At 38.3% G+C, this 18,130-nt stretch carries 16 protein-coding genes; 1 reads left to right on the forward strand and 15 read right to left on the reverse strand.

Annotation, left to right across the window (positions count from 1 at the left end):
- Positions 1-550: 550 nt before the first annotated feature.
- Positions 551-1,696 (reverse strand): S-methyl thiohydantoin desulfurase domain-containing protein, encoded by a 1,146-nt coding sequence (locus HQN83_RS17200; protein WP_173091651.1) that lies wholly within the window; start codon positions 1,694-1,696, stop codon positions 551-553.
- A gap of 99 nt (positions 1,697-1,795) precedes the next feature.
- Here HQN83_RS17200 and HQN83_RS17205 point away from each other — a divergent pair, with 99 nt between their 5' ends.
- A complete protein-coding gene (locus HQN83_RS17205) occupies positions 1,796-2,455 on the forward strand; it encodes a hypothetical protein (RefSeq protein WP_173091654.1) in 660 nt (219 codons plus the stop codon).
- A gap of 66 nt (positions 2,456-2,521) precedes the next feature.
- Here HQN83_RS17205 and HQN83_RS17210 read toward each other — a convergent pair whose 3' ends face one another.
- From HQN83_RS17210 to hemL, 14 genes are all read right to left on the reverse strand, one after another.
- Complete coding sequence (locus HQN83_RS17210) at positions 2,522-5,329, reverse strand: hypothetical protein (RefSeq protein WP_173091656.1); 2,808 nt, start codon at positions 5,327-5,329, stop codon at positions 2,522-2,524.
- Between the two features lie 80 nt (positions 5,330-5,409).
- Entirely contained in the window at positions 5,410-5,643 is a 234-nt protein-coding gene (locus HQN83_RS17215) for a hypothetical protein (protein ID WP_173091658.1), read from the reverse strand.
- Positions 5,644-5,670: 27 nt separating this feature from the next.
- Complete coding sequence (locus tag HQN83_RS17220; protein ID WP_173091660.1) at positions 5,671-6,255, reverse strand: hypothetical protein; 585 nt, start codon at positions 6,253-6,255, stop codon at positions 5,671-5,673.
- Between the two features lie 222 nt (positions 6,256-6,477).
- Entirely contained in the window at positions 6,478-9,318 is a 2,841-nt protein-coding gene (locus HQN83_RS17225; protein WP_173091662.1) for a response regulator, read from the reverse strand.
- Positions 9,319-9,397: 79 nt separating this feature from the next.
- Positions 9,398-10,396, reverse strand: coding sequence for an ABC transporter ATP-binding protein (locus tag HQN83_RS17230; protein WP_173091664.1), 999 nt, complete (start codon positions 10,394-10,396; stop codon positions 9,398-9,400).
- A gap of 451 nt (positions 10,397-10,847) precedes the next feature.
- Positions 10,848-11,657, reverse strand: coding sequence for an outer membrane beta-barrel protein (locus HQN83_RS17235; RefSeq protein ID WP_173091666.1), 810 nt, complete (start codon positions 11,655-11,657; stop codon positions 10,848-10,850).
- A gap of 29 nt (positions 11,658-11,686) precedes the next feature.
- Complete coding sequence (locus HQN83_RS17240; RefSeq protein ID WP_173091668.1) at positions 11,687-12,400, reverse strand: hypothetical protein; 714 nt, start codon at positions 12,398-12,400, stop codon at positions 11,687-11,689.
- Positions 12,390-12,956: an RNA polymerase sigma factor gene (locus HQN83_RS17245; RefSeq protein ID WP_173091670.1), complete on the reverse strand. Its 567-nt coding sequence runs from the start codon at positions 12,954-12,956 to the stop codon at positions 12,390-12,392. Before HQN83_RS17245 ends, HQN83_RS17240 begins: the two co-directional genes overlap by 11 nt.
- Before the next feature lie 79 nt (positions 12,957-13,035).
- Complete coding sequence (gene hemJ / locus HQN83_RS17250; protein ID WP_173091672.1) at positions 13,036-13,584, reverse strand: protoporphyrinogen oxidase HemJ; 549 nt, start codon at positions 13,582-13,584, stop codon at positions 13,036-13,038.
- 7 nt (positions 13,585-13,591) lie between these two features.
- Complete coding sequence (gene hemE, locus HQN83_RS17255) at positions 13,592-14,614, reverse strand: uroporphyrinogen decarboxylase (RefSeq protein WP_108203298.1); 1,023 nt, start codon at positions 14,612-14,614, stop codon at positions 13,592-13,594.
- Between the two features lie 15 nt (positions 14,615-14,629).
- Positions 14,630-15,145 carry a hypothetical protein gene (locus tag HQN83_RS17260; protein ID WP_173091674.1) on the reverse strand — a complete coding sequence of 172 codons (516 nt, stop codon included), beginning with the start codon at positions 15,143-15,145 and terminating at the stop codon, positions 14,630-14,632.
- Positions 15,145-15,849, reverse strand: a complete 705-nt coding sequence (locus HQN83_RS17265; RefSeq protein WP_108203296.1) for a response regulator transcription factor — start codon at positions 15,847-15,849, stop codon at positions 15,145-15,147. The genes HQN83_RS17260 and HQN83_RS17265 overlap by 1 nt, the downstream gene beginning before the upstream one ends.
- A gap of 2 nt (positions 15,850-15,851) precedes the next feature.
- Entirely contained in the window at positions 15,852-16,718 is an 867-nt protein-coding gene (locus HQN83_RS17270; RefSeq protein WP_108203295.1) for a sensor histidine kinase, read from the reverse strand.
- Between the two features lie 38 nt (positions 16,719-16,756).
- Positions 16,757-18,130 carry a glutamate-1-semialdehyde 2,1-aminomutase gene (gene hemL, locus HQN83_RS17275; RefSeq protein ID WP_108203294.1) on the reverse strand — a complete coding sequence of 458 codons (1,374 nt, stop codon included), beginning with the start codon at positions 18,128-18,130 and terminating at the stop codon, positions 16,757-16,759.

Consider the following 18,130-nt stretch of genomic DNA (forward strand, 5'->3'; position numbering starts at 1 on the left):
TGTTGATAATAGGGCTTAAAAACGGGTTTCTTGTTGGCCATATCTACTACTGATTTACATCATAAATGTATGAAAATCAATAAGTTAAATCAAATTTAAAACGAAAAAAAACAACTTAAATCGTTAATAATCAAGACTATAGGAATACGGGTAGACGCAAAAGAGCCCGTATCACGATTTATGATACAGGCTCTTTTTTATGCGCCTATTTTTTAAGATCTATAAACTGAAGGAATTTGCTGCTTTTTGGGTTCTATCTCTCCTTCGACTTTGCTACCTATCTGGTTCGCCCTTTGTTCGGCTGTGGTCGAACGAGGTCCGAACAAGGTCAGTTTAAAGGTGGTGTAAAAGACGACTATATTTTAGGCCGAAAATTAAATCCTTTTAGGACCTGAAACCAAACCAGTACATCGAAAGAACGCTACGAATTCAGTTCATTTTTCAACTAACTGACATTCATTTACGTTGCTAAAATAAATATAAGAAAAATATATTATCACACAAAAAAACACTCCATTAAGTCGCTATTGCTGAACGGATTAAGCATATTTTAAACCGGAGTATGAATTAGGCGAACCAATAGATCAGCCAAACCCTCTTCTACTGACAACTGATACTTTAACTCACCAAAATATGCAAACTCTTGTAATTGTTCTTTAAATAGAAGCAAACGTCCAGGTTGCTTTAAAGCTTCATGGGCATCAATAGCCAGTAAAAATACCTCATCTCCTTGCTTTATTTCAGCATTGGTAATGGCTGAGCCATCTGTTTTGAGATACCCAATGCTTGCAGGAGCCGTTAACATTGGCCCTGGTTGGTTGGAATTGTACAATATAAGACTCTCATTTTGTACCAATACACTAATTGTTGTGTCGCTTAGCACATCATGGATTACTACCTGCGAATAATCAAATGCCCCCTCTTCTTTATTTTGGATACTTTGTACTATACCCTGACCAAGTAGACAAGCTTTTCTTTCATTCACAAAACTCAAACATCCAGCGCCAATTTGAATTCCTTTTTGGAGGCAATCAATTATTTCTCCACAAGCCATAGCATAGCTCAACGAATTCCTCACTGCATATTTTAATAACGAATCTATCCGCGACGGCCATAAAGCCAAACTTCCTGAATTTCCAAATAATGCCAATCCGGTTATAGGACGAAGCATACTATCTAAGTCGGCTACCTTATCAATTTGCAACAAAAGAAAATCACCCTTATCATTCGCTATTACAGCCGGACAGGGTGGTAATTCACTAAATGTAGCAAGTGGTAAAACTGGTACTGCGCGTCCGGCACCATCAATATCCAATACCGGTACACCATAATGCGCCGCTACAACAAACGGCACCATGCAATTCTCCGGTCCCGTTTCTATAGGTAAAACGAAAGCTAAAGAGGCTCCAATTGTTCGTTGCATTTGTAGCGACAATTCATTAAATGCTGTAGCAATTGCCTCATACTGTTTTTCTTCTTGAGCGGAATTTGCACCAATATCGGCAATCACACACCCCATTGCAGAGGATTCAAAAGAATGGTCAAGTGCACTCAACAATTGCACTTTTCCTGAAGGCGCTGTTTCTACGATATATTTAAGTAAAGCATATGCCGCAGCTTTATTGCCGCCACCTCCGCTTCCCAATAATGCCGCTCCTTCAATGATGTGATGAAGTTTTTCGCTACTTATTTCCATAGTCGTAGATAATAATTAATTTCACTAAATTAGTTTCTTACAAATTATACATTTTTCGATAAATGTCTTGCTTTTTCACAAATTTGAATATGACTAATCATGTACGTACTTGTAGATAACAATTGGTACCTGCCTTATCAGGAAATAAAAGATGATTTTCAAACGGGTGACGTTTTATTAGTCCATGGCCGCTACGAATTCAGTATTGCTATTGAAGCAGTTCAGTGGTCGCCCTTTTCTCATGTTGCGATGATTGTGAGGGCAGAAGACATCGGACTTGCAGGTAAAGCTCCTGAATTACTTCTTTGGGAAGCAAATTCTTTGACTAATTTACCCGACGTCATCACAGGACAGGCAAAACCAGGCCCTATGCTAGTTGATTTTGAACAACGTCTTAGCACAACGGCCAAAGATTTTGAAGACGTGAAATTTGCATTCAAACCCCTTTACTTACCAAAAGAAACAGTAATAGGACCTGCATTACAACAATTGATGCCAACCGTTAATCAAGCTGGATTTCCTACTGATGAAGAAATGGCTAGTCGTTTTTTCGACGGGCGTTACCGAGGCATAGCCGCTCCTACCGATGCCTTTTTCTGTAGTGAGCTCTTAGCATATACATTCATGGAAATGGCCATATTGGGAACTAAATATCCAATTAATGCTTACGCACCTAAAGACTTTTCTGATGAGGGGACAGTTCGTTTGCGTCAACGTGCTTATTTCGGAAACGAACGTTTCTTTTACCCGCCATTATAATATTTGCAATTGTGTTTTGATGTTATTGTGATTCTGCCAAAAAGCAAAACCACAATAGTTATAACATCAAATCTCTGAAGAAGAAATATAATTAGTAGGATAACATCCAAACGCAATCTTAGCTACTCCCTTCGTTTTAGGAAGATTGCTAGCTGGATCGATAACTGCATAAATCGAATAGTTAGTTATACTGCCTGTTAAAGGCAAACTTACGGCTTCGAAAACACCTACGGCTGAGCTTCTCGGACCTATTGGATTTAGCTGTATTTGTTTGATAAGGACGCCACCAGCTGCTGGATTCCCATTGTAAATGGCAACTGGCAGTTGATTTGTTGCAGCATAAGTATCATTATGAACAGTAACAAAAACATCTGTCAAAGATGTATTTAGTAGATTTTCGGCAAAATCAATATCCCTGCTAAATTGCTTAAATGAATCAGTTTGACCCCAGGGAAGATAAAAGCACGGATCAGGATTACTGAACTGCTTTGCATACCATAAACTACTATTTGGAATGGTAACGGCGTAATCTACCTTTAAATAATGTCCTGTTTTACTCCAATATACAAATGGCTGAACGGTGTAGGTTTTCTCAAGATCGATGGAATCTGCCGGCATATAGGTCATATTGATGTTAGTCGACTCAGTAAACTCAATATCATGAGTAGAAGTTTTACTTTTCGAATAATCATCATCAAAGTTGTGATCCAGACCAAGACTAAACCCTTGTAGAAAATCAGGAGCAATGTTAAGCGATTGATTGGTTCCGATGTTTAAATCTTGAGTATAAGTTGTTTGAACAGAAGAAGATGTTTCATTGGTCCAGTTAGCATCTACACTAACTTGCAGTCCCGCAACTTCCATTAACATATTACAGAAACTACCGTCCGAGGGATTGTAATCTTGTGGTCCAAGAGCGGAGTAAGACAGTACATCTTGCAGGAAATGAGACGGCTTATACTGTGAATCCAAATCAAGACCCTGGCATATCTTCAAGTCGCCTGTTGATTGCGGAAAAATAACTAAAAGGCATCCCTTTTTACCTGTCTGGTCTATTACCGGATATTCCCAGGTATTGTAAACATTCACATTTAGAATGATAATATCGTCTTTTTGTGTTAATACATTGATGCTGGTAGTTATATCCTCAAGTTTTTCAGTTGACTTACCAAAATCCTGTCCATAAGTGTTAGTCATGGATTGGTTAAGACTCCCCAGCATATCCAGGCCAAAATTTGCGCTTAGGGAATCTGAAGTGGTATAAGTTCGGTTTGTATGTAAAGCAAGCGAAGTTTCATTGCTTTGAGATTTATCAAAACTAGTTTGCACTGAAGATCCAGCATCTTCGAAGTCTTTTAATAATGGTACAACGTTTACTACGGCAATAATTGAATTGACTTGATCTAGTGTGAATGGTTTAGGTGGACCTACTCGGATACTTTTCCCACTATAATCCCCCAAACAAAGCCCCATATTCATATTAAATCCCTTATTGCTATCATAAGCTAAATTCTGGGAAAATACGCCCGGTATTTGGGTTGGTGTGGTATGATAAACAACAGGTAAATTGAGATCAACATCTACCTGAACAACAGCTATACTAGTACGTGCATAGCCTTGTTGCGTCCATAGCGAATAGTCCGTACCGATTGCTGCAATAACAATTCCGATTCCGGTCGAGTTTTCTAAATAAGCAATTTTCAATTTGAAATCTAGGGAAATGAAACTGTAGCTCGAATCGCCATACATATACCCTGTAGATACAAGAGTTGGTTCCAGCGTATTGGCAAAGCTAAATACTTGTAAGACCAGATAGCCCTTAGTACTTTCATTATTTTGAACTGTTCCAACCACCAATTCCTCGATGCCATTGTTATTTAAATCTCCTACTGCTATTCGGATGAAGCCAAAATTAGAGGATTGCTGAGACTGCCACACTTGCTGTAAGATAGGTGCAGGTGACGACTGAAACTGCCAGGTTTGAAGCATAGTCGAGTTGGTACTATTGTTCCAAGCCAACGCAATTCCATCTTGAATAGTAGCAGAAAGGAATGCACCTGCAGCAATATTGAGACAAGAGATTTCTCCATTTATACAGCCCACAGAGGCAGAAGATTGAAGTGCTAATTGATTGTTATCGAATGTATAGACATCTAGGGACAGATTTTTTCCTTCAGCATCCATCTCCCGTTCATAGAAAATTGCAAATTCATCGTTAACCGTTCCTGTAAATACACCAGTTGCAATGTCAAAAATATAATTTCCTGCAAGCTTTGGCCCGGTATAACTAACTGGCGAAATCGGATTCAAATCTGCTGAAAAAGTGCTCGACCAGAATTGAATGTTTCCATCCATATTAACCCAGGCTACCACTAAGTTTGCTATAGTTTCTGGTTGCGTATAACCAATCCATACATTTGAATTCATGCACGCCCCCAATGAAATTGATATCGAGGCCGTTATTGCTCCTCCAGGTTCCTCAGTGTAGTTAGCAATTGTTAAAAATAATTGCTGATCATTTTCTGTATAAACCATAGCAACTTCTTCCTTCCCATCTCCATCCAGGTCGGCTGCACAAAGCGCTACTTTCTTTTCTGTACCAGGATTACCCGTTGATACCTCAATCTCCTGTTGTATTTCAACCTCCGAGCCATTTTGTGTATTGATTAGCGAGGTGCTAAGTGCTACCAAACTTACCTGGTTGTTAACCCCTTGAAATGCGGTCATTATGCCATCAACTTTTACAAGTGTATAATTACCCATTAACGGATCTGCTGTGGGATCATCCTTTAGTATTTTATCCAGGTTGGTGGTTTTACCGACCAAACCCGCTTTGTGTCTTAATATCTTAGAGTTTGTGTGATGCTTAATCATATTTGAATTTTTTAGCAATTAACTATCGGCCGTCAGGATTTTACTCTCCAGGACGGCCGATTCAATTTTAACTGTATGTATTACATAAACCTCACATTTAACACTGTGTCCTCTATGTTATTAAATATTACAGACTCACCGAACAGCTTCACTCTTTTGACCTGAGCCGGGCTTAATGTGGTTTGTTGTGAGGCTCCATTTTGAAAAGTGATTCTAAATGCGCCTATCTGGTTTTGATTTTCCACGACGGTCACTTCAATACTTTGATGTCCCTCTGGAATTTCTAAATTGTGATGTGGTTGAACAAGTGGCATGATATTTTAATTTAAAGGGTGAAAAAATTACCAGTTACTTATCTGGCTGTTAACTGATGAAACAAAATCTTGAAACTGTTGCGAGCTTTGCTGACCGTTCATTAAATCCGATCCAATAGAAATAATTTGCTGCTCGCTGGTACAATACTGATCGATCTGTACAATTTTAAATTCGAGTGTTGGATCATCTCCAACAGCATCCCCTATTTTCATAACATTATTGTTCAGCAGCTGCCAGGTTGTACTACCTGTTGCCCAAAACATATAATATGGCTGAGATGTTGGATTCGTAATTGACGTATCCCACGTACTTTGAAACTGTAACCAAAAATTTGTTGTATAACTATTTCCAAAAGGCACATCCTCTGCACGGGCCATAAACCAAAGGGTCTGGCTCGTACTGCCTAAATTGTAATGTGCATCTGCCCCGTCATCGCCGGGATCATTGGTGCTAAAAAATGGCTGCGCATATTCTACATAGTAGCTTGAAGCACTGTTAGCGTTAATTGATGCAGGAGGATTCCAATCATTCATCTGGTATTGATGTTTGTTGGTCAACGACATTTGAATTGGTGTCGCGTTGTAAATTTTGAGTGTGGCACCTTGTCCCATAACTATAAGGATTAAATTGTTAATTAATCAAGCTTCTGTTTATATAGCTATCATGCTATTTCAGAAGCTCATTTGCTGTATACCAAAGTTGTGGAGAAGATGAAAAAATGGCTGTCAGATATTGGACAATGATTCAATTATATTGGACAATTATGCACGTAAAGCACATATGGCCTCAATATTTGGACATTTCTTCTTAAAAAACGGACAGACTTTGAAAGCCTAATAATTTACTGTTCGCGTTTGTTTAATAAATTCTGAAGGTGTGATCCGATATTGCTCCTTGAAGCACTGACCGAAATACGACACGTTTTCAAAGCCTGACATGTACGCTGCTTCAGAAACAGAGAATCCGGTAGTTAAAAAAGTTGCCGCTTTTTTTAAACGATAATTGCGAATCAGTTCGCTCGACGCCATTTTTGTGAGGCTATTTAATTTACGATTTAACGTTCTCGAGCTCATCGCTAATTTATCAGCCAGATCGGCGATAGAAAAATCGGAATGATCCAGGTATTGATCCAGGATCCCATACAGTTTAACAAGGAATGGATGGGTAATATCTTCCGTCTTAAATTCATTTGCAGCAAATACATGCTTATGATAGTATTCCTGAAGTGTACGTTGATATTTAATTTGGTTGTCGACCCTAAATTTAAGTTCGGAAAGCAAGAAAGGCTTCGTTAAGTAATCATTAGCCCCCATATCTAAACCTTTCAACCTACTATCTATAGTTGATTTAGCCGAAAGCAGAATAATCCCTATATGGCTTGTTAACGGGGAATTCCGTATTAAACCCGCTATTTCATACCCATCTTTTCCCGGCAACATAATATCGGATATGACAATATCGGGCAGATCTTGTTGGATAATGCTCCAGGCTTGTTCGCCATCGGCGCAGGTATTTACTTCGTAGTATGGTCTAAAAAAATTGGCGATGTATTCTGCCAGACCGGAATGGTCGTCAATTATCAATATTGCAGGAAGGTCGCTGGGCCTCTCATCTTCGGTTACGGTCAGCAAAGTACTAGTTTCAGAGATATCTGATCTATTTTCAGATTCTGATTCCTCAATCAATTCAACCGGAAGTATGATGGTAAATGAAGAGCCTATACCTTGCTTACTTTCTACTTGTATGGTCCCATTAAGTAGGGTAACTAGCTCCTTTGTGTAGGAGAGTCCTAGTCCCGTTCCATTTGGATTGAGAAAAGATGTCTCTGAATCCTGATAAAAAGGTTTAAATAAATTAGCCTGCGTTTCATCAGACATCCCTATACCAGAATCCAATAAGGTAAGTTGAAAACAGTTTTTTCGATCAAGTTGCTTAAAATTCACCTTTAGTATTACATTTCCACCATCCGAAGTAAATTTAATGGCATTTGACAAGAGGTTATTTAGAATTTTCTCTAGCTTATCGCCATCAAATAAGCAATAATTATCAGGTACATCTTCCTCAACAAATTTTAGTTTAATGTTCTTACTGGAAGCAAGTGGCTGAAACGAAAGCAGTAATTCATGACTAAATTCTTTGATATCTCCTACCATTTCGGTTTTCGTCATTTTACCAGCATTCGACTTAGATAGGTCCATCATCTGGTTCACCAGACGAAGCAAATGACTCGCATTTCTGTAAACCGTGTTTAGCAGATTTTTCTCTTTACTATCAGTACTAACCCTAAGGAGATATTCTGTAGGAGCCGTTATAAGTGATAGAGGTGTTTTAAATTCATGAGTGATGTTAGAAAAGAACTTAGACTTAAGTGATTCAATTTCTATCTGTTCTTCTGCTTCACGACGGCCAAGTACCATTTGTTCATAAGCGACGTTGGATGTAGCCAGTTCTGTAGCTAAGCGCTCGGACCCAGATAATGCCCCCGTAAAACGAAGTGAAAGAACAATTGCCTGAAGCAAGAGCAAAATCAAAAAAGCAAAGGGCAACAGGAAGCCAGTATTGATTAGCTTAGCCTCATACAATGAATCATTAAGCAGACCAATAAAACAAGCTAAAATACCCAATAAGAGCAGAGCATTATCCAGAGGATTTTCTCGCAGATGTTTGATAAGAAAATAAACTGTAAAGCACCCCATACACACCGCCATGATGATCACAACGATCAGCAAATTGCCATATATTGGATTTGGGCTGAGCCATACCAACCCCGTATATCCTAATCCAACAACCAGAAACATGCGTTTCATAAAAAGAGGGAAGCGCACAAGTTCTGTAGAAGTTAAAAAGTAAACAAAGCCCAATAAACAGATTGGAAAAAGAGTGTACAGAATTTTGAGCCCAAGTGAATAACTAAATTCAGGCATAAAATAAAACAGAAGCGGTGTCATCGAAAAGCAGGCTCTCAATGCAAGGGCCAGGCATAATATGGCAAAAAACAGTGCTGCTTTTTCCTTTCGTCGCATTGCAAATATAGCAAGGTGATAAAGTCCCATTATCAATAAACTTCCCACTAAAAAGGCATCTGCAATAAAAGATTTATCCCTGATATCATTCATCTGCTCCGGGCTACCAAGGGTTATTGGCGACCACATTCCGCTTGATGAAAAATGATAATTGGATAATTGAAGGAGCAAAAAAGCTTTATCTGATTTTGCAGTAAAGTAAACTACTTTTGAAACACTTTTCGGAATCATATTAGAACCGGTGTCTACCTTCCCCATCGCCGCTACGGGTTCACCATCTACAAACAACCTGTAGGCGGAGGGTAATGGCGGCAACAAAAGCGCCAAGTTTTGACCAGCCTTTGGCAACAATATTGTAAGCCCGTAAGTGGCATAACCAAATCCCTTGTTAAAAAAACTAGCGTCAGAATTATACGATGTCCAATTTCCCGGAACTTCTGTGTATTTGCCTACCTCCTTCAATTCTTGCTCACCTACAAGCTTCTTCCAGAGAAAAAGCCATTCACCTGATAATTTTACGGGAGGATCTTGTTGCAGGCGGTATGACTTTAAATTAACAACACCCTTTTCACATAAAGCAGAGTCTTGAGCACTTACTGAATTTATAAGAAGAATAAAAGCAAGGAACAATAAACCGCTAATTCGCTTCATATAAAAATCGATAAGTATTATTTAAACTTCATAAAACTATAAAAATTAACATCAACGAAAGAAACAAAATTATGCCACTTTAGATAGCGTATTCTAAAAAATGATCAATGTTCGCTTGAACATGGTCATTTTTTTTATGCTCTCCTCTGTTCAATTGAATTGCTCTGATTTTCACACCATTTCTTTCCAATAACAACTCTTCGTAGAAGCCTTTGTAATAAACATCTTTAACCTCAAAACGTCTGCTGTTCCACGAACTTTTTAAATCTACCCATTCAGGATAAAATACAACGTTGTCTTTGGTGGCGTTAATACCTAATTTCAAAGCATCCTCTGCACTTAAAACAACAGCATTACCTAATATTTGGGCGGTATAAATATGATCAGGATGGTGATAAATATCTGCTGGCTTTCCTTTCTGTAAAAGCTTACCATCTTTCAGAATTAGTAACTCATCCGATAGGAACAAACCATCCGCAGGATCATGAGAAACCATGATAACAGTAACACCTGTATCAGCAGCGATTCGCTTAATATCAGCGCGTAGCTGGTTTTTCAACAACGCATCAACCTGACTAAAAGGCTCATCTAACAGTAAAACGGAGGTATCACTTACCAGCGCTTTCGCTATGGCTACACGCTGTTGCTCTCCCCCACTCAACTCGGTAATTTTCTTGTCTTTAAGATGCATGATGTGCAAATGCTCCATCATATCCATAGTTTTGGATTGCTTCGATTGTACGTTCGTGTTAGACAGCATGGAAGCAATATTATCATATACCTTGGCGTAGATATTAAGAGAGAAATCCTGAGTGACCATTTTCATTTGCTTATGGCCAGGAATCAGCTGTTCATCAGGACCAAGAATTCTTTTACCCTCAAAAAGTACCTCGCCACTATCCACCTTTAGCAAACCATAAATGCATTTTAATAATGTCGATTTTCCGCTTCCACTCTCTCCAATAATGGCTACAATGTTTCCTCTTTTAATATCAAAGCTAATTTCTTTAACTCCCGAAGCTTGTTCAGTCTGATATTGCTTGGTCAGGTTTTTTACGGTAATGATCTGTTCTTCCACAGTTCAAAGATAATATAAAAGTGGCGGTCATTAAACAAAAAGGCTGTCCAAAAAACTACCATGGTTATTCTGAGTAACATCGTCATTCTGAATTTATTTCAGAATCTCGCACAAGTAAGGCTTTCTTTCTCTTGAGTGATTCTGATACCGGCCTTCGCGGCATGACGAATTACCAATGACAAAGAGGTTATTCTGTTCGTTGTATATAGCGGTCGTCATGCCGCTGAAGAGCGGTATCTCGCACTAGCGAGGCTTCATTTCTCTTGCGGGGTCCTAAAATAAATTCAGGATAACGATCGCTTAAACAAATGTCATTACCACTATTTTGTATTTTTTCCAATCCTAGACTCTCAGAATAACGTGCGTAAACTATAATAAAGTGGCGGTCATTAAACAAAAAAATCCCGCAGTAATTTACCACGGGATTGGTTTTATTTGTGTGTTGTGTGTTTTAATTTAAGCCAACTGTAAGGCCGAATGACATATTCTTTAATCCTTTTTGAGGCTCACTAGCAAACATATCGCTAGCAGAATATTTTGCGAACACTCCGAATGAGCCATAACCTAACCTCAATGTACCACCATAGCGGAACGACTGGAAGTTATAATCATCGCTAACTTTCACCTTACCTCTTTCGTCGCTGATCTGTTTAACTTTTCCATTTAAAAGGAAGCCAACCTCTGGTCCGAATACAAAGTAAAAGCGGTTGCCATGTTCATTCTCTTTAGTGCGCAATTCAAAGTTTAAAGGTATGTGCACATAGCTGCTAGAGAAACGGTTTTTAGAGAAATGTATATCTTCCTGAATATAAGTAAGCTTGTTTTGGTTTTTCTGAATGGTAATATCTTTATTTAATCTGATGTGTGTCCAGTCGAAACCACCTGCCACATAGATTTTAAAATTAGAGTTGAAACGGTAACCCAATTGTAATATATCAAAAGAGAAAGTACTTGTTTTACCACCTCTGTAATCCAGAAAGTCGTTTTCCGGAGACAAAGTAAAGCTTCCGTTATCTATTAGTCTTGAAAACCCCAGATCAACTCTTGTTATTGTTATTCCGCCAATAAAACGACCCTTCGACGTATTGGTTTTTCCTGTAGAATCCTTTTTACCAATACTGATACCAACACCAAGATCCATATCGAACTTTTTCATTTTACGTTCTTTGGTAGTAGTAGTGTCTTGTTGTGCGCTTGCATTTTGAGCTATAGCACCGGTAAGTCCGCTTACAATAAGTGCTGTTAATAATAGACGTTTCATTATATGTGTAGTTTGTGTGTTTGCTAATTCTATTTGTCTGACTTCTTATTAAACTTGATGAACCCTATGTTGATGGATACTAAAGATGAATTGTCATCATTGGTATCAAATTGTATAAGCTTCTTTTCTCTCTTATCTACTTTGTTTACTACGTAATTCACCAGGTCGCCTACATTTCTAATCCCTTTATTTCCCTCCGGTTCAGTTTCAGTAATAACATTGGAATTTTCTACAGGTAGATCTACTTTTGCCAATACTACTTCCTCTTTAGGTGCCTCTTCTTTTGGTTGAACTTTCGCTAATTCCTTAACAACTTCCGGTTGCTTATAAACAGGACGATCGGTTGTTGTATTTGGTTGCAAAGCGGCCAATTCTTTTTCTCTGCGGCTTAATTTTACACGAGGAGCAATAATTAATGGCGTGCTTTCTACTTTATCTGCTACAGCTGAGCTTACATCACTTAATTGCGATGGAGCTTTAGTAACCACAAGAGAACTATCTGACGCAACCCCCTTATTTACCGCGGCTACTGCCTGCAATCTGATTTTTTCTTGTTTTGGCATCAACAGGCCAACTGTTACGGCAATTACAGCTACTGCTGCTGCCATCCAGTAAACCGGTAAACTACGTTTAGGCTTTGGCGACAATTCTTCCGATATACTGTCCCACAAGTTTGCAGAAGGTTGCATTTCCGCCCCATCAAACCTATTCCTAAACAACTGATCAAACTCTTTATCCTGCATGTGTTGCATAATTTATGCCCTCCATTTTTATTATTTCGTCTTTTAATATCGCTCTTGCTCTCGACAATTGCGATTTACTTGCTCCCTCAGAAATCCCCAATGTTTCGGCAATTTCTTTATGAGAATATCCTTCTATGATATACATGTTAAACACCACTCTGTAACCGTCGGCCAGCTTTTGTATCAATTTTAATAAATCCTGCATCCCTAACCTGCTAAAATCAAAACCGGTAGATGGTTGATCATAAGCATCTTCAATAGGAACAACATTTAGAGATCTTAAATTTTTACGATAGCTTTCAATTGCAGTGTTTACCATTACTCTCCTAATCCATCCTTCAAATGCTCCGTCCCCACGGTATTCATTTACTTTCTGGAAAACTTTAATATATCCCATTTGCAATACGTCTTCTGCCTCCATCCTATCTTTCGCATAACGCATACAAACTACCAGCATTTTAGACGCAGTTTGCCTATACAGGGCTTCCTGCATCTTCCGGTTGCCTGCTTTGCATCCTTCTAATAATTCGTTTATACTATATTGCGTCAATTTCATTTGTGTGTTTGGTATATAGTAGATGAGACAACTATATAAAAGGTTGCACGCAATTTAAAAAAAAATAAAGGGAGGAAATTTAGCAGTCGTGCTTTTTGCGGTAATGTTTGTACCACTTTACACCAAGCATAATTACTACAGAGAAAATAATAAGCCCAACAAGGCCGTAAACCCAATCAACAGCACTTTTTAGCACTACGGTGAACACAATAGCCACAAGTAGGATTGTTGCTACCTCATTCCATAACCTAAGGTTAAATGAGCTTATTTTGCATTTGCCATGTTTTAGCTGCTTCATGATATTCTGGCAAATAAAATGATAAATCAGCAGGGCTACTACAAAGCCTAGTTTTACATGAAACCAGGAGGCTTGCAACAAATCAGGTCGTATGCAAACCATTCCTACACCTGCAAGTACAGTAAGTACCATTGCAGGTGTAGTGATGATATTCCAAAGTTTAGCCTCAATCTTTTCGTATTCCTTTTTCAGGATGTTACGCTCAATTTCGGGCCTGTCTTCGGCTTCAGTATGATAAATAAATAAACGGACACTATAGAACAAGCCTGCCATCCAGCTTACAACAAAAATGATGTGAACCGACAGAATGTAGTAATAGTAACTCGCCATCTTTATATTAGTATTTAAAGTCTTTGATTACTTCAATTGCATATTTTACATTGTCGAATGGAATATCCGGCATAATACCATGACCAAGGTTACATATAAATCCGTTCTCTCCGCGCATGCGCTCGAACAAACGATGGATTTCTCTTTTAATAACCGTTTTATCAGCATATAAGATATGTGGATCAAGGTTACCTTGAACAGCAATACCTGCTGGTAAGCTTTTCTTGATATTTAACAAATCAGCATTCCAATCTACAGAAATAACATCTGGCTTTGCTTCAGCCATAATAGGTGCAAATACAGAACTACCTTTACAGAATGAAATTACAGGAATGTCTTTTCTGTTTAAGTTAGCAATGATCTCCTGGATATAACGATGAGAAAACTCTTGATAATCGTTCCAGGATAAAGCCTGAGCCCAGCTATCAAAAATTTGAATAGCATTAACGCCAGCAGCAATTTGAAGGTTCAAATAATCGGCAGTAACTTTCGCTATTTTAGCCAATAGTTTGTGTGCAACCTCTGGTTGATTGTGAATCAACAATTTGGTTGTTTTAAAGTCTTTTGATGAACCACCTTCAACAAGGTAGCTCATAACTGTAAATGGAGCACCAGCAAAACCAATTAAAGGAATGCTTCCGTTTAAACGTTGTTGTATTACTTTGATGGCATCCGCTACATATTGCAAACGATCTAAAACATCAACCTCTAATGCATCTACATCTTTTAATGTACGCACAGGATTAGCGAACTTTGGTCCAACGCCTTGGGTAAAGCTTAAATCTCCGCCCATTGCTTCGCCAGTTACTAAAATATCCGAGAATAAAATAGCAGCATCGATACCAAGTAAATCAACCGGTAACATGGTTACATCAGCAGCAATTTCAGGTGTTTTGCACATTTCAAGGAAGGAGTACTTGTTTTTGATCTCCCAGTATTCAGGCATAAAACGACCAGCCTGACGCATCATCCATACCGGTGGGCGTTCTGTTTGCTTTGAAAATGCTGCATCTAAAAATAACGTGTTCATGTAATTCTAATTTGTTTATAAGCTGTTCGCTTCTATCTCAATCTTGTTAATTATATCTATTGCTTTTGGGGTAGTAGCCAATTCTTTTGCTTTCGCAATATAGGCCCTGCTCCGCTCTCCATCTTTCTTTCTAAGTGCAAGATTAGCCAGATGGATCAATACAAAAGCTTTATCATTTTTTCCACCAAGCGGGAAACGACTTGCTATCTGAAAATGATGTTCTGCAACATCATACTCTTCTTTCTTTAAGGCAATATTAGCACGCATAAACTCGTAATATCCCCTGCGGTTTCTCGCTAGTCTATCCGGATTTGGTACTTCTGCCAAAATGCGTTCTGCTTTTTCATATTCTCCATTCTTAAAATACTTAGAGGCAAGTAGCACAGAACTGTGCTTAAAATGACTCCAAAGTACAAAAGCGAAGAAAAGACCACCTAATGCGGCCAGCTGATATTGCTCATAAAAAAGGCATGCTAAAGCGGCAATAATAAAAATTGCCATCAGTGCATACCTGCCTTTGGTATTATACATTAATGAATATCAGTAAATTTATAACCTACGCCTCTGATAGAGTGAAAATAAACCGGGTTTTTCTGATCTGGCTCAAAATACTTACGGAAGGTTAATATAAAGTTATCGATAGTACGTGTTGATGGATAAACATCGTAGTTCCAAACTGTTTCTAAAATCTGCTCACGTGACACCGCTTCGTTTTTACGCTCAATCAATAATTTCAACAGCATGGTTTCCTTTTTGGTTAAAGGAACAATAACACCATCATCCTGTTTCAATTCAAAAGAGTTAAAATAGATCGTTTTATCACCGATTTTGTAAGAATTAAGTTCTTTCAAATCATCAGCTTTCATGCTGCGTTTAACCAAAATACCAACTCTTAAGATCAGTTCTTCCAAATTAAATGGTTTAACCAAATAATCGTCAGCACCTTTCTTCAGACCCATAACGCGGTCTTCGCTTGTATTTTTAGCCGTTAGGAAAAGAATAGGAACCTCAGTGTTTTCTAAACGAATTGTTTCACAAACCTGGAAACCATCCATTTCCGGAAGCATTACGTCTAAAATGATCAGGTTAAAACGTTCTTCTTTAAAAACCTTTAAAGCCGTTTTACCATCTTTTACCGCATGAACTTTATAACCTTCAAGTTCAAGGTTCAATTTTATTGCATCTAATAAGTGGTCTTCATCCTCAACCAGTAATATTCTTAATTTCTGTGGCATAATCAACTAAATGTTATTTCAAAAATTGCACCCTGCGGTGCGTTATCTTTAACGCTGATGTCAGCGTCATGGCTTTGTAGAACTTCCTTAACAATAAACAGGCCTAAACCTGTTCCTTTCGATTTTCTGACATTCTCATCACCAACACGATAGAATTTATCAAAAATAAGCATCTTTTCAGCGTCAGGGATACCTGGCCCTTTGTCAGTTACCCTTAAAAAAGGATGCCCATCTTTATTTGTCAATTCCACACCAACCTCTGCACAAGGTCCAGAATATTTAACTGCATTTTCAACCAGGTTCGTTACCACAGACGACAGTGCAAACTGATCGCCTACTACTTTAACTCCCGGTTGTATTTTTGGATTTATTAGCTGTTCACAACCACATGAATGGATTTGTAATCTATCAGTGATTCTTGTAACCATTTCCGAAAGGTCAAATTCCTCTTTAGGGAATGAATAAGACCTGTTTTCGATCTTGGTAGCCAGCAGCATATTTTCAACCAAATCATCTAAACGCTCAATATCCTTTAATGAATTATTCAGCAAAGAAGTTTGTCTGGCTTTATCCAGATCACGTTTAACGATAGTTTGTATAGATAATTTTATAGCCGCCAAAGGCGATTTTAACTCATGTGTTACCGAAAGCAAAAAGTTTTGTTGCTGCTCTCTAAGTCTGTCTTCCTTTTTAATGGATTGGTGCAAAAAATACGCGCCAATACACAATAAGAATAGAAATACCGATCCCTCACCCATTACCATAGCCATTCTGGACGGCTGTAGTTTAACTACAAGCGTGCCCCAAGAAATCAATTGCACTAAAGAGTACAATAGCAGGAAGTAAAATATAACGATTGATTTTTTCAAGACAGTTACTAGTTATTTACTATAAATATACCCAAAATTTACTTATTCCTGAAAACAACATCGAGACTATCAAATATTGCTCTCTTTGCTTTTTCAAGCTCTATTTTAGTATGCGCAGCAGACACAAAGCCTACTTCATAACCCGATGGGCCTAGGTAAATACCTCTGTTTAATAGCTCTCTGTGCATTATTTTAAATTTCTCCATGCTTGCCGGATCAATATCCTCAGCACATTGAATTTTATCTTTATCTGTAAAAGCCAACCAGAAAATAGAACCTACATGGAATACTTTTAATTTGTAGTTCCTTGCAGTTGCGAAACGCTGGATGCTTTCTGCAAACTCAGAAGCTTTATTGTTTAAATCTTTATAGAAACCAGAACGCAATAACTCGGTTAACTGAGCAATACCTGCAGCCATAGCAACCGGATTTCCAGATAATGTACCCGCCTGATAAACACCTCCATCTGGAGAGATATGAGACATGATTTCGGCTGATGCACCATACATTCCAACAGGCAAACCACCACCTATAATTTTACCATAGGTAACTATGTCAGGCTTTATGCCATAATGTCCTGCAGCACCTTCAAATCCTAATCTGAAACCAGTGATTACCTCATCGAATATCAGTAATGCTTTATTCTCTTTACAGATATTCTGTAAAAACTGAATGTATTCAGCATCCTGCATTAGTAATCCATTATTAGCAGGAATACCTTCAATAATTACCGCAGCAACTTCATCTTTAAATTGTTCGAATGCTTTTTTCAAAGCTTCGGTATCATTCAAAGGAATTACAATGGTTTCCTGTGCAAATGATTTAGGAACACCTGCGGAGGAAGTTTCGCCAAAAGTAACCAGACCTGAACCTGCTTTTACCAATAACGAATCGCTATGCCCGTGATAGCAACCTTCAAATTTGATGATCTTATCACGACTTGTATATCCACGCGCCAATCTGATAGCCGACATTACTGCTTCGGTACCAGAGCTGGTAAAACGTATTTTTTCTACAAGTTTATTGTTCTTAATAATCAGTTCGGCAAGTTCATTTTCTAATGCTGTAGGAGCGCCAAAGCTCATCCCGTTTTGCATTACTTCTGTAACCTTCTCACGAACTTTAGCATTGTTATGCCCTAGAATTAATGGACCCCAGCTTCCGCAAAAATCTATAAATTGATTTCCATCAGCATCCCATACAAAGCATCCATCGCCTTTTTGAATAAACAATGGTGTTCCGTAAACAGATTTAAAGGCTCTAACAGGAGAGTTTACACCCCCAGGGAAATAGTTTTTAGCCTTCTCGTACAGTTCTGCCGATTTCTCTCTGGAAATATCCGGTTTACTTCCTGTATTTACAGGCATATCACCTTCATTTCCCGAAAACATTTTTTTTAAAGATTCTAACAT

The sequence above is a fragment of the Pedobacter foliorum genome (assembly GCF_013266735.1).
Classification (GTDB): Bacteria; Bacteroidota; Bacteroidia; order Sphingobacteriales; family Sphingobacteriaceae; genus Pedobacter; species Pedobacter foliorum.

Bases quoted from the DNA above. Each gene is read 5' to 3' on its own strand.
- HQN83_RS17235 (WP_173091666.1), bottom strand. From the start codon at position 11,657: ATGAAACGTCTATTATTAACAGCACTTATTGTAAGCGGACTTACCGGT.
- HQN83_RS17225 (WP_173091662.1), bottom strand. From the start codon at position 9,318: ATGAAGCGAATTAGCGGTTTATTGTTCCTTGCTTTTATTCTTCTTATA.
- HQN83_RS17200 (WP_173091651.1), bottom strand. From the start codon at position 1,696: ATGGAAATAAGTAGCGAAAAACTTCATCACATCATTGAAGGAGCGGCA.
- HQN83_RS17240 (WP_173091668.1), bottom strand. From the start codon at position 12,400: ATGCAGGATAAAGAGTTTGATCAGTTGTTTAGGAATAGGTTTGATGGG.
- HQN83_RS17265 (WP_108203296.1), bottom strand. From the start codon at position 15,849: ATGCCACAGAAATTAAGAATATTACTGGTTGAGGATGAAGACCACTTA.
- hemL (WP_108203294.1), bottom strand. From the start codon at position 18,130: ATGTTAGAATCTTTAAAAAAAATGTTTTCGGGAAATGAAGGTGATATG.
- HQN83_RS17245 (WP_173091670.1), bottom strand. From the start codon at position 12,956: ATGAAATTGACGCAATATAGTATAAACGAATTATTAGAAGGATGCAAA.
- HQN83_RS17215 (WP_173091658.1), bottom strand. From the start codon at position 5,643: ATGCCACTTGTTCAACCACATCACAATTTAGAAATTCCAGAGGGACAT.
- HQN83_RS17205 (WP_173091654.1), top strand. From the start codon at position 1,796: ATGTACGTACTTGTAGATAACAATTGGTACCTGCCTTATCAGGAAATA.
- HQN83_RS17220 (WP_173091660.1), bottom strand. From the start codon at position 6,255: ATGGGACAAGGTGCCACACTCAAAATTTACAACGCGACACCAATTCAA.
- hemE (WP_108203298.1), bottom strand. From the start codon at position 14,614: ATGAACACGTTATTTTTAGATGCAGCATTTTCAAAGCAAACAGAACGC.
- HQN83_RS17210 (WP_173091656.1), bottom strand. From the start codon at position 5,329: ATGATTAAGCATCACACAAACTCTAAGATATTAAGACACAAAGCGGGT.
- HQN83_RS17260 (WP_173091674.1), bottom strand. From the start codon at position 15,145: ATGTATAATACCAAAGGCAGGTATGCACTGATGGCAATTTTTATTATT.
- hemJ (WP_173091672.1), bottom strand. From the start codon at position 13,584: ATGGCGAGTTACTATTACTACATTCTGTCGGTTCACATCATTTTTGTT.